Origin of the sequence: Microcoleus sp. bin38.metabat.b11b12b14.051 (assembly GCF_013299165.1) — a bacterium.
In the GTDB taxonomy this organism is placed as follows: Bacteria; Cyanobacteriota; Cyanobacteriia; order Cyanobacteriales; family Microcoleaceae; genus Microcoleus.
In genome coordinates this window covers 56,303-81,258 of sequence record NZ_JAAFKD010000018.1, presented here as the reverse complement: position 1 = coordinate 81,258, position 24,956 = coordinate 56,303, and the positions used below count along the sequence as shown (strand labels likewise).

Below are 24,956 nucleotides of genomic sequence, written 5' to 3'. Positions count from 1 at the left end.
AGTGGTTAATTTCTCATTGCACTTGCTAAAATCCCTAAAATTTTATTGATATTGCTCAGAAAATACTCGCTAGTGTCAATTTCTACGGCCGTTCCTTCTAGCTTAAGAAATTTCCATACTGTTCCCGTAGTTACAGTTCCCAGAATTACTTTAATTTCCTTGCCTTCTAGCTGGTTGAATATTTGAGCCGCTAACATTTCTGCCACGCATTGTCCTAATCCCGAACTTATATTTTCTTTTTTGGCTTCGACAATTGCAATTACTGGGCATTTCACAATTAGCAATTCTGGAGAACGGGTAATTAGAAAATCACACATCCCATTTAAACCAATTTCAGGATTAACAGTAAAGTCTATTCCTGAAAATAAACCTATCTGATCTTGTAATTGCGCTCTCAGTTCTAATAATACTGGCGCAATAATCATTTCAGAACGCGATTTTTCTGTATTGCTACCGACAGCTATCGGGAGATATCGCCGCAAATTTTCCGCGAGAGATGGACTGCTTTCTAATTCCTGTTCGTTGGCAAATAAATCAGCGGTTTCAGAATAACTTAATTTAAATGTTTTCAATACGCTGCTTAAGTTAAAGTCACTGTAAGCCATTTTGTTTCTCCTTTAGCCAGTAAAAAAAATAATTAACTTTTTACCGTTCTTTGAGTTGTACCGTGCTGTTGTACCAATTCATGAACAGAGAAATTATCAAACTAATTATCAGGTATGTCCCCATAATAATTAGCATTGTCTCGATCGCCCGACCGGTCTGATTCAGCGTCGGAGAACCCACCACAAAGTAAACATCGGGATAAGCCACCGCCACGGCTAAACTGGAATTCTTCGCTAAATTCAGATACTGACTGGTTAAAGGCGGCACTATCACCCGCAAGGCTTGCGGCAAAATTACCATCCGCATCAGGGTTCCAGATTTCAGCCCTAAAGACTTTCCTGCTTCCCATTGGCCCCGGGAGACTGACTGAATTCCGGCGCGGACAATTTCTGCAATGTAACTGCCAGTATACAAGCTGAGTCCTGTAAGCAAGGATGCAAATTCTGGAGTTAGTTTTAATCCTCCTTCGAGTTGCAATGCTGGTGTGATGCGGGGGAAATCTAGGCGAAAAGGTAGATTTTGGGTGATAATTCCAGCTAAGATTGCACTGAGGCCGATCGCGCCAGCAGCCCAAAATAACTGTCTTCCCGGCTTAGCTTGTTCCAACATCACCCGCGCCCGCCACATCCACAGCCCCGCCGCAGCCAAAACTCCCACAGTTAGCAAAATCAACCAAATCTCAAAACCTGGCAAAGGCGCAGGCCAAGGTACAGCAATGCCGCGATTTGTCAAGTAAATCGGGCCGCGCATCTGTTGATTGTCTTCCAGTTTGGGTAGGGAAATGAATACTGCAAAATACCAGAAAAATAATTGCAGCAATAACGGCGTATTTCGCAGGATTTCTACGTACAAAGCTGCCAAATTCCGCAGCAGCCAATTGTCCGAAAGGCGCGCAATTCCTACGGTCAAACCCGCAATAGTTGCGAACACAATCCCCAGACCCATTACGCGCAGCGAGTTTATTAATCCGACAAAATAAGCTTGTTTGTAACTGTTTTCGGGACTGTAGGGAATCACGCTTTCGCCGATGTCGAAGGATGCTTGGGAATTGAGAAAGTCAAATCCAAATGCAATCCCCAGTTGTGCGTAATTAGCGCTGAGGTTGTCCCAGAAAATCGCGATGACTGTGATTACTAAGATCAGGGCGATCGCCTGTCCGGCTATTTTCCAGAAGCGATCGTCCCGCAGCCAAGTTGATATATCTTGAAATTTCGATGATTTCTCGGATTGGCCCGGTTGAGGTTCTGTATTCATAATTGTTTAATGTAGATCGAGCTATATCTAACTGTATTTATTGTAGGGTGCGTCAGGTCAAAATGTTTTGATCGGAGACTAACAATTTTTACCCTGACGCACCCTACGGTTTGTTAGCTGGCGATTGCTGCGTTTCTCGCAATAAAATATTTAAGTTTAACTAAGCTGTTCCCAATGTCAGGCGATTGCTTTATTCCTCGCAATGACATATTTAAGTTTAACTAAAAAGTCAGGCGATTGCTTCGTTCCTCGCAATGACACATTTAAGTTGGTTGATATTGAGCTACTTATCAGTTGGGTAATGCTAGTGCTTTACCCAACTTTCTAGGATCGGATCGCCCTAAAATTAGCGGAAGGGTGGCGAGTACATCAAACCGCCATCTTTCCAGAGTTTGTTTTGACCCCGGTCTAGCTTAAGTGTACTGTTCGGGCCGAGGTTGCGATCGTACATTTCCCCGTAATTCCCCACTTTCTTCACAATACTGACGGCGAAGTTGTTCGGAAGTCCGAAACCTTTACCTAAATCTCCTTCTTTTCCTAGCAAACGTTTGACATTCGGGTCTGTAGTGCTGGCCACAGTTTGGTCTACATTTGCTGAATTAATTCCCAAATCTTCAGCTTCAATCGCCGCAAAAATAATCCATCTCACCGCATCCGCCCATTTCGCATCACCGGTTTTCACCGCAGGCGCCAACGGTTCTTTTGACATCACGATCGGCAAAACAACATTATTCTCCGGAGTCGGTAGAGTTGTGCGCTTCGATACCAATTGCGATCGATCGGCAGTAACACCTTGACAGCGACCTTCTTGATACGTCGCAAAGGTAGCATTTACATCTTCAAACACCACAGGAGTGTATTTAACTCCTAATTTTCGCATTTGGTCGGACAAATTTTGTTCGGTGCTCGTACCCGTTTGCACGCAGATCGATTTGCCCGCAAAATCTTTTAAACTTTTGATGCCACTATCTTTTTTGACCATAATGCTTTGAGAGTCATAAAAGATAATTGGGGCAAATTCCAGTCCGGTAGTGCTGTCGCGGCTGGCCGTGAAGGTGGTATTGCGGCTAAGAATGTCGATTTCTCCGGCTTGCAAAACTGTAAATCTATCTTTGGCGTTCAGCTTTCGGTACTCCACTTTTTCGGGATCGTCAAATATTGCCGCCGCCACAGCCCTGCAAACATCAACATCCAACCCTGAGTATTTGCCTTTTTCGTCTACAAAACTAAAACCCGGCAGTTCGCCGCTGACGCCGCAAATCAGTTTACCGCGGCTGACAATTGTATCTATCCGACTCGGCCCTTGTTGCGATTTACCTTCAGCAGTTGTAGCTGGTGTTTGTCCGGCTGGTGCCGATCGATCCCTACAAGATGCTAGTGGTGCCACAACTAACACACTTGCCAACAACAGAAATCCCCATTTACGCATAAATTTTCGTAGAACGCTTTCTCGACGATCCTAGCTTGTAGTTGTCGAGAACTGTTGGGATTGACAATATAGAACACGCTGTGGATTCAAATTAACTATTTTCAACCCGGTGCAGCACCCTGACAAGTGTACCGGCTCACGACCTATTATTTTTTGTCCGCTGCGGGCGATCGACTTTTCCTGCGATATTTATCATCCAATTTTGATGAGAATCCACTCAGAAGCGCTCTGGTGCTAAGCGCTGCTCGGCTAAATCGCGGATTAACGACAGCCGAGATTCTATGTACTCGTTCAACAAATCTGTTTCGTTACCATTAAGCGCAGAGCTAGTCTTTATCTGCTTCAGCAGCCACTGTACCAGGGTGGCATCATCCAAATTGACTAACAGAGTCGCTTGGGTGGTCTCAATCAATGACCAGAGTTGGCGTAACATCACTGGAGTCATAAAACCTCGTTGAGCGTAAATACGCACTGAATGGGCTGGTTGGGACAGAAGCTGCTCTTGGTTTTTCAAGCCTGTAGACGAAAAACACCCTAAGAGTCATTGGCTTAATGATTATTTTATATTTGACCATAATAACTTAATACAGTAGTGTCAAAAGCTACAACACACAAGATGTTATAAGAGTTTCCAATCTCGTCACATAGAGATAAATATCTTGATAAAAAGTTAATAATCTTTACATACTGAGCCCTCGGGCTACCAGCAACCGCTTGGGGCGATCGGGTTTGAGAGTCCACAGAGCCAGAAAATTAACTCAGCCGTACTGCATGGAAATTGCATATTTCACAATCCCATCTCCCCCTCTCCCCTTCTCCCCTCTCCCCATCTCCCCTTACTCACCCACCAACTTTTGAACCCCCGCCAAAACTGTTTCTAATTCAGCGATGATTTTGCTAGCCCCCTCCAAATCGTTTGATTCGGCCAGGATTTGAAGCTGTGCAGCCATCTCGGGCATTAACCGTACCGCCGCCGTAGCGCTGACACCTTTAATTTGATGCGCGCGGCGCACCAGTGTATCCAAATCTCCAGAGGCGATCGCCCCCTTAGCAGCTTCTAAATAACTGCCAGTATCCACCACAAAAGCTTGCAGTATTTCCCGCTCAAAGTCTAAATCAGCGCCCGCAATTTCGCGCAAACGTGCCATATCAACTACTGATTCTAGATCCGGAGCAGAGTTTTTGACGAACTCGCCCTGAAACTTGGGAATTTCAATTTTTAACTGTACCGACCAATTTTCAAGTACAGATTTTAAGTTTTCGATCGAAATCGGCTTGCTAATATAATCGTCCATCCCCGCCGCCAGACACTTTTCCCGATCGCCCTTCAAAGCATTCGCCGTCATCGCAATCACCACTGTTGTCTGGCGATCCGGTTCCCTCGAACCAGCCGCAGCGCCTGTCGCTTCCATGCGGCGCAATTCCAGCGTAGCTTCGTAACCGTCCAAAACCGGCATCTGACAGTCCATCAACACAATGTCATACTTTTTGATAGCCAGCATAGATAGCGCCTCTGCGCCGTTATTCGCCACATCCGCCGCACATCCCAAAACTTTGAGTTGATTGAGACCAACTTTTTGATTGATCGGAGTATCTTCAACTAACAAAATCTTTAAGCTTGCTAACTGCCGGTTGTCAATAGGGACGGCTGGATTTTCGCTGGGATTTGCTAGCGGCGAGTCAACCGCCTCACCAGGGGCGATCGCATTCACCAAGCAATCAAACAGTCGGTGAGCCTTGACAGGCTTAGTTAAATAACCGCTAAAACCGATATCTACCAAACGTTTCGCCTCAGATATCTGAGTCATTGAAGTCAGCACCACCCACTTTGTTTGCTGCATAGCCTGCTCAGCAATCATCAAACGTTCCATACTTCCCGCCACCATTTCTGGCAACTGAATATCCACCAAAACAATATCGTAAGGGCAATTAACGCTGACAGCTTTGTACAAAGAGGCGATCGCCATCCAACCGTTTTCCACCTCCTCAACTTCCATCCCCCACACAACAGCCATTCTCCGCAGCACTTTTCGCACAGTCGGCTTATCGCTAGCAACCAACATTTTCCGCCCCGCCAGCACCGTTTGCAAATTAACTTGGCACGTTGTCCCAGCAGCAGTTAAATTTTCCTTAATTGCCGGTACTGTAAACCAAAAAGTCGAGCCTTTGCCGGGGGTACTTTCCACACCAATTTCACCCCCTAGCAGCTCTACTAACTGCTTAGAGATAGCCAGACCCAGACCTGTACCGCCGTACTTTCTAGTAGTAGAAGCATCTACTTGAGTAAAAGATTGAAACAATTTTTTTTGGTCTTCTGCCGCAATCCCAATACCTGTATCTCTCACCTTAAACAGCAGGAACAGCGAGCGATTAATCCCGAGTTTTAACGGCTGGATATTTTCTAGTTTCTTTCGCTCTTCCGTCGCTACAACTCTCCCCGGAATCCGACCTGTAGACACCTCAATTACTACTTCTCCTGCTTCGGTGAACTTAATCGCATTGTTAATTAAATTAGTAAGGATTTGCCTCAACCGCGCTGCATCTCCTCTAATTTGTAGCGGCACGTCGCTCTCAATCAGTGCTACCAATTCTATACCTTTTTCTTGTGCCGGAGTTGCCAACAAATCCAGCACTTCATCCAGACAGATACTGAGGTCAAATTCGATCGTTTCTAAGCGCATTTCTCCTGCTTCCAGTTTGGAGAGGTCGAGAATATCGTTAATGATGGACAGCAAATTTTGACCGCTGAGTTTCAGCGTCTGCACAAAGTCTAGCTGTTCGGGAGTAAGATTTGTTTTTAGCAGCAGATCGGTCATCCCCATCACTCCATTCATCGGAGTGCGGATTTCGTGACTCATATTTGCTAAAAATAGCGACTTCATTCGAGACGCTTCGAGGGCGACTTCTCGGGCTTGCTGCGCTTGCTCAAACAGAGTAGATTGCTGAATGGCGATCGCCAACTGCACGCTCAACCTTCCTAGCAAATCCACCTCAGAATCAGTCCAAGCCCGCGGGCCGCTGCACTGGTGAGCAACCAGCAATCCCCACAACCGATTTTGATTTGTTGCCAAAGTCTCGATCTGCGACCAAATTCGAGGATTTTCCGGCACATTTTGGGCGATCGACTCCTGACTTTCATCACCGATAAAAATTGGTACAACTAAATTCGCCCTTACCTGCAAACTCGCCAGTAAATCTCGGTGAAGCTCGCTCAAATTAGCCGTAGAAATATCTGAAATTGCTTGAATTTTGCCAGCACGGTACATCGACGTATAACTTTCCCCAAAAGATTTCTCCTGAAGTTTTCTCCCCAGCATCGGCATCCAAGGCTCGCCTACAGATTCCACAACGACAACCCCAGTTTCATCAGAATCAAAACTATAAATTACCGTGCGATCCGTTGCCAGCAACTCCCGCACTTCTTGTACAGCCGTGCTCAGAGTTTGAGTCAGGTTGAGGGACTGTCGGACTCGCTGGGCGATCGCCGAAACCAGCCTTTCCCGTTCTGCTTGTTCCCGCAGCATTTTCTCAGCTTGCTTGCGTTCGGTGACATCGCGAATTACCGCAGCAAAGCACAGAGGTTCATTGCTTTGAGGGTGCTTCACCATAAAAGCATTCATGACCACATCAATGGATTTGCCGCTCCGCAAGTGCTGCATTTGACCTTCTCCTTGCCACTGACCCTGACTGATAATGATTGGCAGAATTTTTTTACTAAATTCCCGTTTAAAGTCTTGACCTATATAATCCCATATCTCCGTATAAAGCACTTCCGAAGGATTTTCTAACCCCACCATTTTTCGTCCTGCTTCGTTCACAAACAGCGTTTGACCTTCCAGAGTAGCCATACCGATAAAATCGCTGCTGTTTTCAATCAAAGATACAAATTTTTGCCGTTCTTCTTCACCTTTTTTGCGTTCAGTAATATCGCGCTTGACGCAGACGTGACAAATTACATCACCGCTGTTATTAATCACAGAGTATGCAGCCACGTCGATCGCCAAAGTGCGACCTTTTTTAGTAAAGTTAGTAATTTCTCCCCGAAAATTTCCCCTTTTCGCTAAACTTTTGGAAATTGCCGAAAAGCGCTCCCCCGCCACCAGCGGCGGTGCTTCTGCTTCTAATTCTGCGTCGGTGTATTCTAGCAGCGATTGATGGGCGCGATTTTGTTCTAGAAAAAACCCATCAGCATCGATAATCACCATCGCATCGTTGGAGTTGAGAAATATTTCTCGGTAAAGTTTGAGTTTTTCCTCAGCTCGCTTGCGTTCGGTGATGTCCCTTTTAACACTGACGTAACAAACCACATCCCCAGCATCATTAAGAACCGCAAAAGCCGAAAGCTCTACCTCAACTGTTCCCCCTTCTAAAGCCTTAACACAGGTCATTTCGCCTCGGTAACTCCCAGTTTCGGCCAAGCTTTGGATCACCGAAGCAAATGTCTCTTCTCCCATGTGAGCAGCAGGGGTTTTTCCCCACAATTTCGATGGACTGTAACCCAGCAAAGCCGTGTGAGCTTGATTTGTTTCCAAGTAATAGCCTTGCGGGTCTAAAATGGCGATCGCATCATTGGACTTTAAAAATATTTCTTGATAAAGTTGCAGTTTTAACTCAGCTTGTTTCCTGGCGCTAATATCCGTGAACAAGCCATAATAAACTACTGCCCCTGATGCTTGCATTTCCGGCTGTGCATCCCCTTGAATCCATTTCAGTTTTCCCGACGGGCTGACAATTCTACCTTCCCACCGCCAAGGCTGCAAATTTTCAGCAGCCAGCGTCACCGAATTGTGAAAACCATCTCGATCTTCGGGATAAATCATGTCAACAATTACATGAATATCCTGCTGAGCCTCCTCGGGTTCTATTTCATACAATTCTCGACAGCCCGCGCTGACAAACGAAAACACCATCGAGCCGTCTGGATGCAAGTCAACTTGATATACCGTACCCGGTACGCTAGCAGTAATTTTTTGCAGTTTGGCTTGGCTTTGATTCCGGGCTTCCTCTGCCGCCGAGTATCCTGAAATCTCCCGAGAAATACCCAAAACCCCAAATATATTGCCCTCGGCATCGCGCAGCGGCAGTTTTTGCGTGTCAAAAACCTGCTGTTTGTCGCCTGCAAAGGCGATCGCCTCGTGGGGATTGCGAACCATCTCCCCGGCGAGTACAGCTCGATCTTCCTCGCGAATGCCCCTAAGAAAGCCATTGCGATCGCCAAATACTGCTCCTGCTGAAAATCCTAATTCAATGTCATCTTTGCCGATAATTTCTTCAATATTTTTTCCTAAATAGGCAGCAAAACTTTGATTGACAAAAATATATCTAAAATTTCGATCTTTGGCAAAAACCCTGTCCGGCGCACCCTCCATCAAAGCCCGCAATAATAGCTCTTGGCTTGCGGAATCTAGGGCAAAATTATTTTCTGTTTTCTCCTTGACATCCGTCTGTTTAGATGCTAAATTATTTAGCGATTTAGTACATATTTGAGCCACCGTGTGGAGCAAACAAAGGTGTTCAAAATTAAAAGCATTTGCCTGCTCTGCACCAATGAAAAATACCCCCAACAATTCTTCACTTTCATCCTGGTTAGCCGGTGCCATCAACACCGACTTAAACTGAGCAATTGGTGGGGCGGCGAGGTTGTGCGCCCAGTCCCGATTTCCCGCCAGCCATTGCAGGCGGGCAGCTTGCAAGCAGGCTTCAATTTCAGATTTTGACCGTGCAGTTAACGGCTGCAAGTGTTCGAGGTATATTCTACCGTCCGGTAGAGTCAAAAGTGCGTTAGCGAAGCCCGCCCCTACGGGGGCTACGCCAACGAAGAGGATCGTCTCAGCAGGAATCAGGCGCCCGATGTATTCGATACACGCAGACAAAATTTCATCAGCAACCGCCGCAATTTGTACATTCTCCGTAAGTTCGTGGAGAACTTGCAGTTCCCAGGTACGCTGGCGGACTTTTGCTTTGAGGCTGGCGGCTAGGATTTGCATAGTGCTCACCACACTGGTTTGCTTATATTATAATTATTCATTTTCAAACTTTTTTAAACAATCATCTTAAAATACATCTGGCGAAAAAACAACTTTTTTATATTTATATTACATTCAATTGCTAAAAAATAGTAGCGCGATCGTCCGCGAAGCGGCAGCAGAAGGCACCTGCTTCGCTACCGCAGCGAGGTTTAAAGGCGAAATTATCCCATCAAAATCACGTTATCGATCACGTGGATGACGCCGTTGTCAGCTTCGATATCAGCAGCGACAACAGTAGCATTTTTCACCTCGAAACCGTCAGAGCAATCAATTTTAATCGGGGAACCTTCTAAAGAAGTAACAAAACCGAGTTTTGCCAAATCAGCCTTCATAAACTTACCAGAGACGACGTGAAACATCAAAATCCTAGTCAGTTGGGGAACATTCTGCACTAGGGTTGTGATAGTTCCCGGCGGCAATTTCGCAAAAGCATCATCAGTCGGTGCAAAAACAGTGAAAGGGCCGGGACTTTTGAGCGCGTCTACTAAATTAGCTACTTGCACCGCCGTTACCAGGGTTTGGAACGAGCCCGCACCTACGGCAATATCAACAATATCAGGCATTGTCCTCTACCTCGTCTAGGATAAAAAGTTCTATTAAGTATCGTAAACTGATGCGGGCAACAATACCTACTGTGTTTGTTAAAAAATTGGTAATTCGTTGGTAGTGAGGACTTCAGTCCTGTATTTTTTTGCGGACTGAAGTCCGAACGATCGAACCTGTAATTCGTTGGTAGTGAGGACTTCAGTCCTGTATTTTTTTGCGGACTGAAGTCCGAACGATCGAACCTGTAATTCGTTGGTAGTGAGGACTTCAGTCCTGTATTTTTTTGCGGACTGAAGTCCGAACGATCGAACCTGGTTGGAAAAAGTTGCTTAAGGAGTGAAGTCCTCTATTTTTTTGCGGACTGAAGTCCTCACTACTAACCTCATAATAGTTATTTTACAGATCCTATATTAATAAGGGATTTGCACTTTAACCGCGCGGTACTTTTAAATTGCTACAATACTGCTGGCGGCTGTGATACCAAAACCTAGGAACCTGGTTGGAAAAGGTTTGTAGTGAGGACTTCAGTCCTATCTTTTTTTGCGGACTGAAGTCCTCACTACAAACCTCATATTCGATCGATTAATACTTAGTTTCCCCAAAAAAATACCTTGATATTTGTGACTAAAGAGGTCAAGCCACCCAAGCCAAGTAAGTTATAGTCGTCCTTCCAATCACTCATTTAAATTGCTACAAGACTGCTTGCGCTTGCGATTGTAAAACCTCTATTTCTAATTCTCCTAGTTCTGAATTTAAATCCTCTCCCTTATGAATACTGAAACTGCCATACAAAATTGAGATTTCAAAAATATCCGTGTGGATTAAAGCTGCTTTTCGGTGCGCGTCCTCACCCAAATGAATACCAATCAAATCAGCTTCTGGATCTTGTACATCTTCGGGATGAAAAACCTCCCAACTGATATCTCGGCAGTCATGAAATACGATAGTATAAGGCAATCGCTCCCGTGTAGGATCGTAAATACATTCAAATAAAATTTCATTGCCCCACAAACTGACATTGACATTAGTTACGAGGGATGTAAGTCCACCTAAATTAAGCAAGTTGTAGTCATCCGGCATATTAATTCGTCACTTTTTCTCCCGTATTGTGTGTCCCCAGAATTTGGTTGCCAAACTCATCGCGTGTTTTGACTAAGCTGCCGTCTTTATCAAGACGTAAACCTTTGTTTATTCTTCTGCCATCAGAACCGTATCTAGGTGCTGGGGTGCGTATAACTTCACCATCAGTACGAATATTGACTCGCGAACGATCGGCAAATTCGTATTCAAGATAACCACCTTTGGTCGGTCTGATTTCTGCACCCAGTCCGCGCAAAAAGTCATCGACTTCTTCGCGAGTCATGCCGGTTAAGTCTCCTCTCTTCCGATGCAGTTCCATTTCCTCCAACTCCCTGACTTGGCACGCCAGTCTCCTCACCAACCATTGCTGATTTTAGTTTAGCACGGTTGGAGAATCAGAACCGCGCACCGTCCGTCAAAGCAAATAGGGCGCGCGCCGCACGCCCTATCAGCAATTAGCTAACAATTATTGATTAGCTGAGTTCAACTTTAACCACGCGGTTCTTTTCGGCTTCTGCCTTAGGCAAATTCAGGTGCAAAACCCCATTTTTGTACTCAGCTTGTACGCTGTCATTTTGCACCCGTGTGGGTAGGGGAATCACCCGGCGGAAGGAACCGTAGCGGAATTCAGAGCGAGTCATGCCTTTATCTTCTGTCTTGGTTTCCGATCGCCTTTCGCCACTAATTGCAACAGCTTCTGCGGTGACTTGTACGTCCAAATCCTTAGCTTCCATGCCGGGAATTTCTAACTTAAGGTGGATGGCTTCGGGAGTGTCATCTAGTTCGGCGGGTGGTACAAAAGCCACACTGTTAGATGCGCGATCTGTCGCCGGGGTCAAGCTATCAAACAACCGATTCATTTCTCGCTGCAAGGAGTCCATTTCTCGCAAAGGTTCCCAACGAATAAGTGCCATAATTGATACCTCGAATCTGTTAAGTTTCTAAAGGTTGAGAAACACTTGATTCAACCTGTATCTAATATATTCAATATCCAGAAAGTGTGGAATTCGGTTTTCTCGAATTTGCCGATCGCATTTCCGAACATTTGCGATCGTTAATGCTGAGCCAGTCAAACTATTTTAGATTTTAGATTTTAGATTTTAGATTTTAGAATAGACTTTACTGATGAATCTGGGAGATTGAACTCCGACCTGATTTTTTTCACTTTCCACGACTCCTGTGGGAAAGCAAATATCCGTTTTTGGGGGAGATTATTGCAGGTGGCACGATTCGACTTTAGATTTTAGATTTTAGATTTTAGATTTTAGAATAGACTTTACTGATGAATCTGGGAGATTGAACTCCGACCTGATTTTTTTCACTTTCCACGACTCCTGTGGGAAAGCAAATATCCGTTTTTGGGGGAGATTATTGCAGGTGGCACGATTCGACTTTAGATTTTAGATTTTAGATTTTAGATTTTAGAATAGACTTTACTGATGAATCTGGGAGATTGAACTCCGACCTGATTTTTTTCACTTTCCACGACTCCTGTGGGAAAGCAAATATCCGTTTTTGGGGGAGATTATTGCAGGTGGCACGATTCGACGCACCGCAACCCAGCAATTTGAGATTTTAGATTTAATGTAGAATTCCCAACCTAAAATCTCAAATCCCAGCTATCAAATCGAAACACAATTAACTCCACCGCGAATGCTGATAAGCAGCGTAGGTATCAAACAAAGCACCCACCAAACCAAAAGCTAGACCAATCACCAAAAATCCCTGGAGGGGACACCCGCTGCCGAAAGTAGCTAAGAACTGCACAATCTGGTCTTCTCCAGAACGACCGACTGCTTGCAGGGCAGGCACGTGACAAAGCAACGAACAGCTAGTCAATCCGGCACCGATTAACAATAAGGGAGCTACAAAGCTCAACAGGCTCGTTATGAGTAAAGAGCGAAGAAAATTAGGAAAAATGCTCATAATAGTCAGTAAATTCAGCTAAACTGCCGAAAGGTGCAAGTAAAACAAACTTGTCCTTTTCTACGATAGGCAGCGATCGCCCTCAGCGGCCAACTCTGTCAGAAATCTTAAATCTTAGAGAAGAAACTTGTTTAAGATTTGTAGATAGATTTCATTTTTACAATAGTTTTACAGTCGAAATCCCTTGAGCACAACTACACCATCGAGTCTTAGTTTGTGGAGTCAGCGGTTGTTCGCAGCCATTTTATTGGGCGGCCAAGTCATGCTGCACTTGCTTAGCGGCAAAATTCACCGCCGCAACACCCTCGATCAAATGGCAGCAGTCGGCCCGGAATCGCTGCTGATTGCTTTGCTGACTGCGGGTTTTGTCGGCATGGTATTTACGGTTCAGGTAGCCAGGGAGTTTATTAACCTGGGCGCCGGCAATGTCGTCGGTGGGGTTTTGGCTTTGTCTTTGACTCGCGAACTCGGCCCCGTTTTAACAGCCGTAATTGTCACGGGACGGGTTGGTTCGGCTTTTGCGGCGGAAATCGGCACGATGCAGGTCACAGAGCAAATAGATGCCATGCTGATGCTCAGAACAGACCCGATCGACTATTTAGTAATTCCCCGCGTTCTAGCTTGCTCCTTAATGCTGCCAATTCTGACAATATTGTCCCTCGTCACGGGCATCGGAGGCGGGTTGCTGATTGCGACGACAATGTACGGCATCTCTCAAACCGTGTTTTTAGAATCAGTCCGCCATTTCCTGACTCTGTGGGACATTTGCAGCGCGGGTATTAAGGCTTTTGTGTTTGGTGCTTTGATTGCTGTCATCGGTACTAGCTGGGGTTTGACGACTACCGGCGGCGCAAAAGGCGTCGGCCAATCGACTACTACGGCGGTGGTGACGGCTTTGCTGGCTATTTTTATTGTTAACTTTTTCCTGACTTGGCTGATGTTTCAGGGTACTGGCTCTAGCGTGCTCAAAGGCTTGTAAGCTAGGAAACGGATAAAATATGAATAATGGGCAACATTCCTTTAACTACCCTTGATTTAAACTCGTGACTACAACTACCTCTGCGACTGCGCCCACAGATACGATCGAACTCGCGCCGAGTTATGCGATTCCCCTAGTCCTGGTACTGGCCGCCGTACCGCTGCTGTTTGTGCAGAAATGGGTGAGTTTGCCCCTTTTACTGTTCGGCTTGTTTCTGATGTACCAAGCCGCCACCATCCGGCTACAGTTTACCCCAACGGATTTGGATATTTATCGATCGTCCAAGTTGATTCGCCAATTTCCTTTCCGACAATGGCAAAATTGGCGGATATTTTGGCCCGCTGTACCGATTTTGTTCTATTTCAAAGAAATTAACAGCATTCACTTTCTCCCGGTTCTATTCGATCGTAAAATGCTACAGACGTGCTTAGAACAGCGCTGTCCCCGTCAAGACTAAACAAGTTGTTAATTTTTAATTTTTAACTTTCTGTGCCCACGCCGAACCAAATTTCCCATGAATTCAGACGAATCTCCCACCCAAAAACCGCAATCACAACCAGCCGCTGACGGCGAACCAACTTTACCTGTGAATGAGACGGACGATCGATTGCCATCTCAAATACGGAAATTGTCGATCGCCCAAAATGAGCTCACATCCCAACTCGGGCCCGAAACAGACCCCTGGAACGATGAAAATCCCCTTGGAACCCCTGTGGTGGACGAAACGCGCCCGATCGCCCAAATCGAGCCAGAAACAGACGATCGCGAATCTGAAAGTGCGCGAGAGCAAATCGAGCAAATCGAGCAAATCGAGCCAACAACAACCGCAGAAACGGTAACGCCCATACCAGAAAAAGTTACCGACAATTTGGCAGCACGAGTTCAAGCATTGCAGCAGCAAGAACAAGATTTGACCGTAAAAATTGCCGCCTTGGAAGCCGATAAAGCTAGGGCGTTAGAAGCATTGGGCGAGGCTCAAGCATCGATCGGGCGTTTGGTACAAGACGGCTTGATCCAACTAGATAGTCGCAAACAAGCACTACAAATCGAAGTAGAAAAACTGGAACGCAGGCGCGATCGAATTCAAAAGGAAATGCGGACAACTTTTGCCGGAGTTTCCCAAGATTTAGCAATCAGAGTCCAAGGTTTCAAAGACTATCTAGTTGGCAGTTTGCAGGATTTAGCAGCCACCGCCGAACTCTTAGATTTGACGCCACCGGTGCAAGAAACTCCCAAACAAATATCCGTTGAGGAGTCTCAATCTTCTTCCCCAGTCAATCCCAGATTTGCCGAACAAGGATTTCAAGAACAAGCCAAACAAATTCGCCGCACCCTCGATCAATATCGCACTCTCCCCGACTATTACGGCCCGCCTTGGCAACTTCGCCGCACCTTTGAACCCATCCACGCGGAACGAGTTTCTAACTGGTTTTTCACCCAAGGAGGAAGGGGCGCATTGCGAACAATGGGTTCGCGGTTGCAAAATATCTTGATTAGTTCGACCATTATTTCTGTACTCAGAAGCGTCTACGGCGGACGGGTGCGGACATTGGTGCTCGCCAACAGTCCCGAACGTTTGGGTGAGTGGCGCCGCGGTTTGCAGGATTGTTTGGGGATTACTCGCACCGATTTTGGCCCGGAAGGTGGCATTATTATGTTTGAGTCTGCGGAGGCTTTGGCTCAAAAGGCCGATCGACTGGTGAGAGATGGCAAGTTGCCGTTAATTCTGATTGATGAAACTGAAGATTTAATTAGTTTGTCGATGCTGCAATTTCCGCTGTGGCTGGCCTTTGCTCCAGATCCGCAAAATTTGATGGCTGCGAAGGATTTTTAAAGAAGGAAGAAGGAAGAAGGAAGAAGGAAGAAGGAAGAAGGAAGAAGGAAGAAGGAAGAAGGAAGAAGAAGGAAGAAAGAAGAAGGAAGAAGGAAGAAGGAACATCTTCCTAAATTAGTTTCAATTTCTTGTAATTCGAGAAATAAAAATTAATTTAGGAAGATGTTTGAGGGCGGGAGATTAAAGAATTATCATTAAGTTTGTAGTGAGGACTTGAGTTCTCAAAAGTAATGAATGAGGGAATTTATTATGGGTGAGTGGTTGAGTTTAAATGGCGTATTGTTAATTGCAGCTTACCTGCTGGGTTCGATTCCGACTGGGTACGCCTTGGGTAAATGGATGCTGGGAATTGATATTCGCGAAGTGGGTTCGGGTTCGACAGGCGCGACTAATGTACTCAGGACTTTGGGGAAGGGGCCGGGGTTGGCGGTGTTGCTGGTTGATGTGTTGAAGGGCGTAAGTGCGATCGTCCTAACCCGCTACATCTACTCTCTAGAGTTTACCAGCCAACTCGCGATCGGCGCCGGTTTAGAAAATACCGCAACAGTCATCCCTTGGATGGCGACTTTAGCGGGTTTGTTTGCAGTTTTAGGCCACAGCAAATCTATCTGGCTGGGGTTTACTGGTGGTAAATCTGTGGCTACCAGTTTGGGAGTTTTGCTCGGTTTGTACTGGCCAGTTGGGTTGGGAACTTTCGGGATTTTTGGAATGGTTTTTGCGGTGTCGCGAATTGTTTCTTTGAGCTCGATTATCGGAGCAATTAGCGTTTTTGGATTGATGTTTGCTTTCCATCAACCGCTGGCTTATGTATTGTTTGGACTTGCGGGTGGCGTGTTTGTCATCGTGCGGCATCGCAGCAATATTCAGCGGCTTTTGAAGGGTACTGAGCCGAAAATAGGACAGAAGTTGGAAACAGCAGTTAGCGATTAATTTGACCAGAGTGCGATCGCTTTTCATACCGTTTCTGCTGCATCGAAATATTGATGTTGGTTAATCTTTGCAGCAGACGTTGTGACGCGACTCCTCCGCGATCTAAAACACTGAGGTGATCCGTATCAAGAATGTACATTTAATCTTCGGATTGTTCGGTGTAATTTGAGCGCAGAGAGTCACGGTATTCTTTAGCCAACTGCATCGCCTCATTATAGGCCGGATTGTCAGCAAATGTTCCAGCAATTCGTTCCTACCAAGGTTTAGAAAACGAGTCATTTTCTACTTTGTCTTTGAGGCGAGCAACTTCAGCTTCCTAGAGCGCAACCCTTTATTCTAACTTTTCTGGCATTGGCGATCGTCCTCACTTAAACTTGACTCTTACTTCTCGATCGTAGATCAATGCTTGAGATTTTGCACTAAATGCGAGCCTAGCAAATCTCAACGACTGAAAAAACGATCGCCCACAAGGTGCACAGTTTCCAGTCTAAATATAGTTTCTGTAGCTAATTCCCGACTTATTTACCCAATTCTTGAGAACGCAAACAAGCTGATTTCACTGCTTCGATTAATGCCGATCGAAAGCCGTTACTTTCTAATGTAGCGATTCCAGCAATAGTTGTGCCGCCGGGACTTGTCACTCGATCTTTTAATTCTGCTGGGTGCATTCCCGTTTCTTGTAATAGCTTCGCTGTACCGAATACAGTTTGGATTGCTAATTGCGAGGCGATCGCCCGTGGCAAGCCAGCACAAACTCCGCCATCTGTCAAGGCTTCGATAAAAATCGCAACATAACCGGGCCCAGAACCCGAAAGCCCTGTCACCGCATCCAGCATACTCTCAGGCACTTCTACCACTTCTCCCACAGCCTGAAACATCCGCTTGACTAATTCTAGATCGGCAGGTTGTACGAGTTTGCCTGGGGCGATCGCGCTCATGCCCGCGCCTACCGTTGCCGGAGTATTTGGCATCACCCGCAGCACTGAGCGCCCCGGGAACGCCGGTTCGAGCTTGCTGAGGGGAACTCCTGCCAAAATTGACACAACCACTGCGGATGGCTGCGAATCAGCCGTTTCTCCATTGTTTCCTTGTTGGCGATCGATCGCCACCGTCAATTCCAAAGCTACTTTCTCAAAAATTTGCGGTTTAATCGCCAAAAACAGCACTTCTGTAGCGGTAGCAACTTCGAGATTGCTGGCTGTCGTGCCGATTCCGTAGGTTTCCGTCAAAAATTCGCGCCGTTGCGGTTGCGGATCGCTCACCAATATTTCTGATGGCAAATAAACTTTTTGTGCTATGAGGCGGGATAAGAGAGCTTCTGCCATTACTCCGCCGCCGATCGTACCAAATTTGATGTTAGTCATTATGAAGGAAGAAGGAAGAAGGAAGAAGGAAGAAGGAAGAAAAACAAAAGAAACACGAATAAGTTCTAAGAATAGAATAAAAATAAGCGGAATGCGATCGCCCGATTTCGGCAAGTTTAAAACTATAAACCAACAGACAATCTCATTTATTCTTCGCTATTTTTCTTAATTCTTTCCTTCTTCCTTCTTCCTTCTTCCCTCTTCCTTCGCTCTTAACTACTGAGCCATTTGAGCTTGTTCAGCCGGCCAGACTGTCGGTGCAGGAGTCGTCGCAGCAGGGCGCGGGCGTCCTTGAGCTGGAGGTACTTCGTGAACCACACCAGACTGAGTTCTTACTTGCACGCAGCTAGGCGTAAACAAGAAAATGCTTTCGCCAATGCGCTCTTGATGACCGTCAAGCGCGTAAGTACCGCCCGCCACAAAGTCCACAGCTCTTTGTGCTTGGTCTGGGTCCATCACCGTCAGGTTCAAAACCACAGATTTGCGTTCTTTCAGAGCTCGAATTGCTGCCGGCATCTCTTCAAAAGTGCGCGGCTCCATCACTACTACTTCCGAAATCCCGTTCATAGATCCAGGCATTCCAATCACGTTATTCATTACTGATCCTACTCCCCCGGTTGGTGCAACAACATCCGTACCTGTCGATCCTACTACTGACCGCTCCCGCATTCTGCGATTTTGGCGGCGTTCTTCTTCTGCTGCGGCGACAGCAGCAGCAGTGGCGGCGGCGTTCGTTTCAGGCGGTTGGTAGACGTTCCCAAAGCGCTCGCTTTCCGTTTCGTCATACTCGTAATCGTATTCAGGCTCATTGTTGAAGCCTATAAAATCTCGCAGCTTAGACACAATGTTCATGATTCACGTTCCTTCACGACTGTACTGCCCCGACTATACTCGCGTTGCGGGTTAGCCGCGGGTGGCTGACTATTCTATATTTAACCTAAGTTGTGCTTATCAGAAGATTTCAACAATTTATCCCCTCCTAGACCCAAATAAGGTTTGTCCTAGCCGTACCATAGTAGCACCTGCTTGAATTGCCAAATGATAATCTCCCGACATCCCCATCGAGAGCTGCTGCATCTGAATGTTTGGCAAATTTTGCTGCTGGATTTTATCAGCAAGTTCGCGGGTACTGTTAAACAATTCTAGGATTTGCGAGTCATTTAATCCCAGCGGAGGTATTGTCATCAAACCTTGAATTTTGATATGCTCACATTTATTGAGTTCTGGGATGTCGGCAAGCAGTTCTGGGACGCTCCACCCGTATTTGTCGGGATCGGGCAACATTTTGACTTGCAAGCAGACTTGGGGCGAACGGGACATTTCACTAGCTATGCGCGACAACCGCTGAGCCAGTTTTAAGTTATCGACAGAGTGAATCCACTGGAAATGCTCTAGGGCTTTAGCTGCTTTGTTGGCTTGCAAGTGGCCGATCAAGTGCCAGTTGATATCAAGCAAATCTTGCAGTTGACTTTGTTTTTCGGCAGTCTCTTGAACCTTACTCTCACCAAAATCCCGGATGCCCGCGTCGTAGGCTTCGCGGATAGCATCAGTTGGTACCTGTTTGGTAACGGCAATTAACCGCACTGATTCCGGCAACTGTTGGCGAATGCTGTTAATTCGAGAGGTAATGGTCATGGGTTCTCAATACTGGGAAGTGGAGGAAAGGAAAATTAAGAACGAAAATTTAATAGGTAGGGCCTACTGAATTAATTACACTTGCATATCGCCCCAGGGCCGAATCAGCGTCAAGAGTCTTTTTGTAATTAATAGTGCCTGGTTACTTAATTTAAACATCTGCTACACTTCTGTGTTTCCACCGCAAGGCGAGGTAAAGAGGTAAAGAGAGGCTCTTCCTCGGGATCTGCATTACCAGGCTCTACCTGGTAACGAGCTAATTCCCAATTACCAATGACTAATGACTAATGACTAATGACCGATTTTGGCTATTGAAAAGTGCGCTTGTGAACGGCCTGCAATTCGTCGTACTCGTGATATTGACCGCTGCGACGGAGGGTTCGCAGGCGAATTTCGACCATGAGGCGAGCGTCGGAGCGGCTGATGGGTTCAAATCTCAGACCGCCAGGGCCGTTGGTTACTAAGAAAAATAGGCGCTGGGCGTATAGGGTGGTAAATAATTCTTGGCTGTCTTCAACCTGGGATACCCTGAAGAGGAGGCCAAAGTTTGGATGGTTCAGGTAGGTTTCGGTAGTCATTCACGCTCACAATCGATCGATATTAGATTAAAGATTTAGATTTTAGATTTGAGTTTCGCTCGATCGCGGGGTGCAAAGGGCGATCGCCGTAGCCATGCTATAGTCTCCATCGTGACTGAGGCTCAACTGCCACTGGCAATTGAGCCAAACAGAGGCTCGTGCTGCGGCGGTTCCGTGCAGTTGCACGTTAGGAGCACCGTTTTCGGAGCGCCGAATTTCCACATCTGCATACCGTATTCCCCGCCATCCCGTGCCTAGGGCTTTGACAACGGCTTCTTTGGCTGCCCAGCGCCCCGCTAGCTGGTTGCAGGAAACTCGATTCATTTTACCTTTAATATTGCTGTCTTGAGAATTTAGTTGCCCGCAGTCACTTTGTTCGCCCCTGGTGTAAACTTTTTCCAGGAAGCGATCGCCAAACCGGTCTAATGCAGCTTGAATGCGGGGCACATATACAATATCTGTCCCCAGATAGATGTTCAAAGTCTTGGATCTCTAAATATTTGCATCCATTACTTTAGCAGCACTATCGCGTCGAAGTATCTCATACCATTTGAGATTTGAGATTTGAGATAGAAGAATTGAAGAATAGGGGATGACTGACTGGATATGGCTTTGGAGTCTACCTACATCTGCATTCTTGTTGGAAACTGTCAACTGTCAACCCTTCTCTTGCGCGAGCTGTCAACTGTCAACTATCAACTGTCAACTGTCAACTGTCAACTGTCAACTGTCAACTGTCAACTGTCAACTGTCAACTGTCAACTGTCAACTGTCAACTGTCAACTGTCAACTGTCAACTGTCCCACCCCCAAATTAAGCGGGCACTCCAGAGGGCGAGCAAGCAGCCGAGGGCGATCCAGTCTCGGATTTTGAAATGCAACTGATGCCATTCTACGCGGTGTCGATCGGGACTGGTGAAGCCACGAACTGTCATTGCACTAGCCATTTGTTCAGCTCGTAACAGCAAGTTTTCTAATAGCCTTTCAGCAATCATTAACCAAACTTGAGAAGCGCGGCGAAATCCGAGTTTTTTCCAGTTTATCGCTCTGGTGCTGACCGATCGCACTAAATTTTGTATTTCTTCCAATACTAGGGGAATGAACCGCAGAGATAACGTTAATGTTAGTGCTATTTCCGTGACAGGCCAGCGCAAGCGGCGCAGCGGCTGCATTAAATTTTCGATAGCGGCGGTGATTTCTTCGCTGGCTGTGGTGAGGAGGTAGAGGTTGGTGCTGTAAATTACTGTAAAAAATAATGTACTGACGTTGATACCTAAATCTATGGATTTGCGGGTGATTTTAATCGGGCCTTGTTTGAATACAACGTAACTGTAGCTTGTGGGTTGGGGGAGTTTATTTGGAATTGGGGATTGGGGATTTTGGGTTGGGGATTTCGAGCCTAAATTAAAAGGTTTGTACCAGGGTTTGGGCTCTTGAGCCGGCGGAAGGGTTGCGGGCTGTTGGGAAAAGGTTAATTCGTCGGCGGGGATGCGGGGCTGATGTTCTGATGGAAGTGCGTCGGGGGCGATCGCGCTGAGGCAAAATATTAAAAAGCAGAATAGCAGCAACAGTCCCATTTGCTGTTTCCACACGCGGAAGGGAATAGCTGCGCTAAGTGTCAGTATGATTAACATTGCGACTAGCATCAACCGCCAGATGGGATTGGCGAGTATGGGCGCGATTAGAAATGTCATCAACCAGGCTAGTTTGACGCGCGAGTCTAGCCGGTGCAGCCAGGTTACGGGTTGTTCGAGATAAAGTCCAATGGGAAGCGATCGCAATAAATCCATGCTGTATATTTTAGATTTTAGATTTTTAAGAATATCAATTTATTGAACCGCGAAGACGCAAAGGACACGAAGGAAGAGTTAAAGAAGGAAGAGTTAAGAAAAAAACGCAATTTGCTTATATTATTAAACTGCGTTTTTTCTTTAATCCCAAATCTAAAATTACTTCACACGCAGTGCTCTGTTGGTGGTACTGACTTCGGTGGCGCGAACTTTTTTGCCTCTCCACAGCAGCCGCATTGGTGTACCTGTAAAGCCTAGGTGTTTGCGGAATTGGCTTTCCATGTAGCGGCGGTAGTTTTCGGTGAAGCGTTTGGGATCGTTGACGAATAACGCGATTGTTGGCGGTTGCGATCGCACTTGGGTGCCGTAATAAATTTTACCTTGTTTTCCTTGGCGGGTAACTGGCGCTGAGTGCCAGGTTGTGGCTTCTTCTATCACTTCGTTGATCACGGCGGTAGCAACGCGACGTTTGTGTTCGTCGGAGGCTTTGTCTACTAATTCTATGACTTTTTCAACTCGCTGTCCGCTCATGGCGCTGACAAAGATCATTTCTGCCCAGTCGAGGAAATAAAGTTTGGTTCTTGCTACTCTTTCGTACTCGTAGATAGTCTCATTGTCTTTTTCTATGGCATCCCATTTATTGATGACGATGATGCAGGCTCGACCTTCTTGGCTAATGCGATCGGCTAATTTTTGGTCTTGGTCGGTAACGCCATCAATTGCATCAATTACTAACAGTATCACATCGGCGCGGCGGATTGCTTTGAAAGCGCGGTTGATGCCGAAAAATTCGGCGCCGTATTCGACGTTTTTCTTTTTGCGAATTCCGGCTGTGTCGATCAGCCGGTAGGTTTGACCGTTGCGTTCTACTATGGTATCGATTGCGTCGCGGGTTGTGCCGGAAATTGGGCTGACTATGGCGCGGTTTTCTCCGAGAAATGCGTTGAGTAAACTCGATTTACCGACGTTGGGACGACCGATAATTGCTACTTTAATTTCGTCTACTTCTGGCTCTACTTCTGTGGGAAGGTGAGTCATTAATTGGTCTAGCAATTCGCCCGTACCGTTACCGTGAATGCCGGAAATAGGGTAAGGTTCTCCCAGTCCCAATGTCCAAAAGTCTGCTGCTTGTGTGAGTCCGGTATTTTCTGATTCGCACTTGTTGACTGCTAGAATGACGGGGACTTTTTGCAGTCTCAGCCAAGAGGCGATGGATTCGTCGCCGCCGGTGAGTCCGGTTTTTCCGTCTACTACGAAAATGGCTGCACTGGCTTCTGCAAGGGCCGCCATTGCTTGTTCGCGGATTAATGGCAGAAATTCGGTTTCGTCGTCGAATACTAGCCCGCCGGTGTCTACGATTTGATATTCGCGATCGCCCCAGTATGCTGGCCTGTACGTGCGATCGCGCGTAATTCCCGGTTCGTCGTGGACGATCGCGTCTTGGCTGTTGGCTAAACGGTTGACGATCGTCGATTTGCCTACATTGGGGCGTCCAATAATAGCAACTATAGGTAGAGGCATAAAAGTAGCAGCAATTAGGCTGCGCCGTAATTTTGAGGTTGAGTCTTTGATTATAAGGGAATGTGACTGAAATGGAAAGACTTATTTCTGTGTTGGGGTTAGGGGTTTTTGTCGGTTTGTGCTACGCATTTTCAGTCGATCGGCGTGCTGTTAAGTGGCCGCCCGTACTGTGGGGAATTGCTTTGCAACTAATTTTTGCAATTTTGATTCTCAAAACTGCTCCCGGTTTGGCGGTATTTAAATTTTTGGGAGATTTAGTCACCCAATTTCTCAATTTTTCTGATGCTGGGGCTAAGTTCATATTTGGTGAGAAATTTACCGATCACTTTATCGCTTTTAAAGTGCTGCCGACTATTATCTTTTTCTCTTCGTTTATCACTCTACTGTATCACTACGGAATTTTGCAACGGGTGGTGCAAGCAGTCGCTTGGGGCATGATTAAAACCATGAAAACTTCTGGTGCAGAAACGCTTTCTTGTGCTGCTAATATTTTTGTCGGTCAAACAGAAGCTCCGCTGTTAATTAAACCCTATGTAGCAACGATGACGCTCTCGGAACTTCACGCTGTGATGACGGGCGGTTTTGCGACAATTGCCGGCGGAGTTATGGCTGCTTACATTTCTTTTGGGGTGTCTGCTCAACATTTAATTGCTGCGTCGGTGATGTCGGCACCTGCTGCTTTGGCTATTTCTAAATTGATGTATCCCGAAACTGAAAAGTCGCTGACTGCTGGCGAGGTGGAAATTAAGGTGGAACAGGTTTATGCAAATGCCGTGGATGCTGCTGCTTCTGGTGCTAGCGATGGCTTGAAGTTAGCGGGAAATGTGGCGGCGATGCTGATTGCTTTTTTGGGTTTATTGGCATTTTTTAATGCGCTTTTGGGTTGGTTTGGCGGGCTGATTAGTGTGCCTCAGTTGTCGCTGGAATGGATTTTTTCTTATTTGATGGCTCCGATGGCTTGGTTGATGGGAGTGCCTTGGGCGGATTGCGGAAAAATAGGAGTTATTTTGGGGAAGAAGACGATTTTAAATGAGTTTATTGCTTATCTGGATTTGATGGAATTGGTGAAGCAACAGGCGATTTCGGAACGATCGGCAATTATTGCGACTTATGCTTTGTGTGGATTTTCTAATATTGGTTCCATCGGGATTCAAATTGGGGGAATTGGTGCGATGGCGCCGTCGCGTAAGGGTGATTTGGCTCGGTTGGGCTTGAGGGCGATGATTGCTGGTTCTGTGGCTTGTTTCATGACTGCTTGCATTGCGGGAATGCTGGTTTAAAAGTTTTGAGTTTTGTAAGGTGCGTAGCGCGCACCCTACTCTCAAAGTTATTAAATAAAAGTTAAAATTTAAGATTTTTTAGTTAAACCGTGATATTCAATTGAAAATTGAAGAGGCAAAACATCTCATTTTAGCGATCGGCTATTATGGAAAATAAGCAGGAGTTTAGTCTGTAA

At 46.2% G+C, this 24,956-nt stretch carries 25 protein-coding genes; 7 read left to right on the top strand and 18 right to left on the bottom strand.

The window, feature by feature from the left end:
- Window positions 1-5: 5 nt before the first annotated feature.
- From QZW47_RS19340 to QZW47_RS19295, 10 genes are all read right to left on the bottom strand, one after another.
- Window positions 6-605 (bottom strand): hypothetical protein, encoded by a 600-nt coding sequence (locus QZW47_RS19340; protein WP_293129912.1) that lies wholly within the window; start codon window positions 603-605, stop codon window positions 6-8.
- A gap of 40 nt (window positions 606-645) precedes the next feature.
- Complete coding sequence (locus tag QZW47_RS19335; protein ID WP_293129909.1) at window positions 646-1,860, bottom strand: ABC transporter permease subunit; 1,215 nt, start codon at window positions 1,858-1,860, stop codon at window positions 646-648.
- 346 nt (window positions 1,861-2,206) lie between these two features.
- Window positions 2,207-3,289 (bottom strand): amino acid ABC transporter substrate-binding protein, encoded by a 1,083-nt coding sequence (locus QZW47_RS19330; RefSeq protein ID WP_293129906.1) that lies wholly within the window; start codon window positions 3,287-3,289, stop codon window positions 2,207-2,209.
- Window positions 3,290-3,506: 217 nt separating this feature from the next.
- Entirely contained in the window at window positions 3,507-3,734 is a 228-nt protein-coding gene (locus tag QZW47_RS19325) for a hypothetical protein (RefSeq protein ID WP_293129903.1), read from the bottom strand.
- Between the two features lie 391 nt (window positions 3,735-4,125).
- Complete coding sequence (locus tag QZW47_RS19320) at window positions 4,126-9,276, bottom strand: PAS domain S-box protein (RefSeq protein ID WP_293130072.1); 5,151 nt, start codon at window positions 9,274-9,276, stop codon at window positions 4,126-4,128.
- Window positions 9,277-9,479: 203 nt separating this feature from the next.
- A complete protein-coding gene (locus QZW47_RS19315) occupies window positions 9,480-9,881 on the bottom strand; it encodes a fasciclin domain-containing protein (protein ID WP_006634220.1) in 402 nt (133 codons plus the stop codon).
- Between the two features lie 673 nt (window positions 9,882-10,554).
- Window positions 10,555-10,944, bottom strand: a complete 390-nt coding sequence (locus tag QZW47_RS19310; protein ID WP_293129896.1) for a hypothetical protein — start codon at window positions 10,942-10,944, stop codon at window positions 10,555-10,557.
- A gap of 1 nt (window position 10,945) precedes the next feature.
- Entirely contained in the window at window positions 10,946-11,263 is a 318-nt protein-coding gene (locus QZW47_RS19305) for a hypothetical protein (protein ID WP_293129893.1), read from the bottom strand.
- A gap of 154 nt (window positions 11,264-11,417) precedes the next feature.
- Entirely contained in the window at window positions 11,418-11,858 is a 441-nt protein-coding gene (locus QZW47_RS19300; protein ID WP_293129890.1) for an Hsp20/alpha crystallin family protein, read from the bottom strand.
- Between the two features lie 724 nt (window positions 11,859-12,582).
- The gene (locus tag QZW47_RS19295) at window positions 12,583-12,870 is read right to left on the bottom strand and encodes a hypothetical protein (RefSeq protein WP_293129887.1); all 288 of its coding nucleotides are present in this window, start codon (window positions 12,868-12,870) and stop codon (window positions 12,583-12,585) included.
- A 184-nt stretch (window positions 12,871-13,054) separates the two neighbouring features.
- Here QZW47_RS19295 and QZW47_RS19290 point away from each other — a divergent pair, with 184 nt between their 5' ends.
- The 5 genes from QZW47_RS19290 (at window position 13,055) to plsY (ending at window position 16,613) form a co-directional block, all read left to right on the top strand.
- The gene (locus QZW47_RS19290) at window positions 13,055-13,849 is read left to right on the top strand and encodes an MlaE family lipid ABC transporter permease subunit (protein ID WP_293129884.1); all 795 of its coding nucleotides are present in this window, start codon (window positions 13,055-13,057) and stop codon (window positions 13,847-13,849) included.
- A gap of 64 nt (window positions 13,850-13,913) precedes the next feature.
- Entirely contained in the window at window positions 13,914-14,306 is a 393-nt protein-coding gene (locus QZW47_RS19285; protein WP_293129881.1) for a DUF3119 family protein, read from the top strand.
- A gap of 57 nt (window positions 14,307-14,363) precedes the next feature.
- A complete protein-coding gene (locus tag QZW47_RS19280; RefSeq protein ID WP_293129878.1) occupies window positions 14,364-15,683 on the top strand; it encodes a DUF3086 domain-containing protein in 1,320 nt (439 codons plus the stop codon).
- A complete protein-coding gene (locus QZW47_RS19275) occupies window positions 15,629-15,796 on the top strand; it encodes a hypothetical protein (RefSeq protein WP_293129875.1) in 168 nt (55 codons plus the stop codon). Before QZW47_RS19280 ends, QZW47_RS19275 begins: the two co-directional genes overlap by 55 nt.
- 136 nt (window positions 15,797-15,932) lie before the next feature.
- A complete protein-coding gene (gene plsY / locus QZW47_RS19270; RefSeq protein ID WP_293130069.1) occupies window positions 15,933-16,613 on the top strand; it encodes a glycerol-3-phosphate 1-O-acyltransferase PlsY in 681 nt (226 codons plus the stop codon).
- On the opposite strand, the gene QZW47_RS19265 is transcribed toward plsY, so the two are convergent.
- Together QZW47_RS19265 and proC are read right to left on the bottom strand one after the other, a co-directional pair.
- Window positions 16,603-16,752 (bottom strand): hypothetical protein, encoded by a 150-nt coding sequence (locus QZW47_RS19265; RefSeq protein WP_293129872.1) that lies wholly within the window; start codon window positions 16,750-16,752, stop codon window positions 16,603-16,605. The two genes, plsY and QZW47_RS19265, sit on opposite strands and share 11 nt — an antisense overlap.
- A 379-nt stretch (window positions 16,753-17,131) precedes the next feature.
- Window positions 17,132-17,977 carry a pyrroline-5-carboxylate reductase gene (gene proC, locus QZW47_RS19260; protein ID WP_293129869.1) on the bottom strand — a complete coding sequence of 282 codons (846 nt, stop codon included), beginning with the start codon at window positions 17,975-17,977 and terminating at the stop codon, window positions 17,132-17,134.
- Here proC and QZW47_RS19255 point away from each other — a divergent pair.
- The gene (locus QZW47_RS19255; RefSeq protein WP_293129866.1) at window positions 17,967-18,146 is read left to right on the top strand and encodes a hypothetical protein; all 180 of its coding nucleotides are present in this window, start codon (window positions 17,967-17,969) and stop codon (window positions 18,144-18,146) included. The genes proC and QZW47_RS19255 overlap by 11 nt on opposite strands.
- A 47-nt stretch (window positions 18,147-18,193) precedes the next feature.
- On the opposite strand, the gene QZW47_RS19250 is transcribed toward QZW47_RS19255, so the two are convergent.
- From QZW47_RS19250 to der, 6 genes are all read right to left on the bottom strand, one after another.
- Entirely contained in the window at window positions 18,194-18,829 is a 636-nt protein-coding gene (locus tag QZW47_RS19250; RefSeq protein WP_293129863.1) for a cell division protein SepF, read from the bottom strand.
- Window positions 18,830-18,946: 117 nt separating this feature from the next.
- Complete coding sequence (locus QZW47_RS19245; RefSeq protein ID WP_293129860.1) at window positions 18,947-19,612, bottom strand: YggS family pyridoxal phosphate-dependent enzyme; 666 nt, start codon at window positions 19,610-19,612, stop codon at window positions 18,947-18,949.
- A 308-nt stretch (window positions 19,613-19,920) separates the two neighbouring features.
- Complete coding sequence (gene pipX, locus QZW47_RS19240) at window positions 19,921-20,190, bottom strand: transcriptional coactivator PipX (protein WP_293129857.1); 270 nt, start codon at window positions 20,188-20,190, stop codon at window positions 19,921-19,923.
- Window positions 20,191-20,232: 42 nt separating this feature from the next.
- Entirely contained in the window at window positions 20,233-20,670 is a 438-nt protein-coding gene (gene acpS, locus QZW47_RS19235; RefSeq protein ID WP_293129854.1) for a holo-ACP synthase, read from the bottom strand.
- Between the two features lie 313 nt (window positions 20,671-20,983).
- Window positions 20,984-21,979, bottom strand: coding sequence for an energy-coupling factor transporter transmembrane protein EcfT (locus QZW47_RS19230; RefSeq protein WP_293129852.1), 996 nt, complete (start codon window positions 21,977-21,979; stop codon window positions 20,984-20,986).
- A gap of 159 nt (window positions 21,980-22,138) precedes the next feature.
- Entirely contained in the window at window positions 22,139-23,500 is a 1,362-nt protein-coding gene (gene der, locus QZW47_RS19225) for a ribosome biogenesis GTPase Der (RefSeq protein WP_293129849.1), read from the bottom strand.
- A 71-nt stretch (window positions 23,501-23,571) separates the two neighbouring features.
- Here der and QZW47_RS19220 point away from each other — a divergent pair, with 71 nt between their 5' ends.
- Window positions 23,572-24,780 carry a NupC/NupG family nucleoside CNT transporter gene (locus QZW47_RS19220; protein WP_293129846.1) on the top strand — a complete coding sequence of 403 codons (1,209 nt, stop codon included), beginning with the start codon at window positions 23,572-23,574 and terminating at the stop codon, window positions 24,778-24,780.
- Window positions 24,781-24,956: the final 176 nt, after the last annotated feature.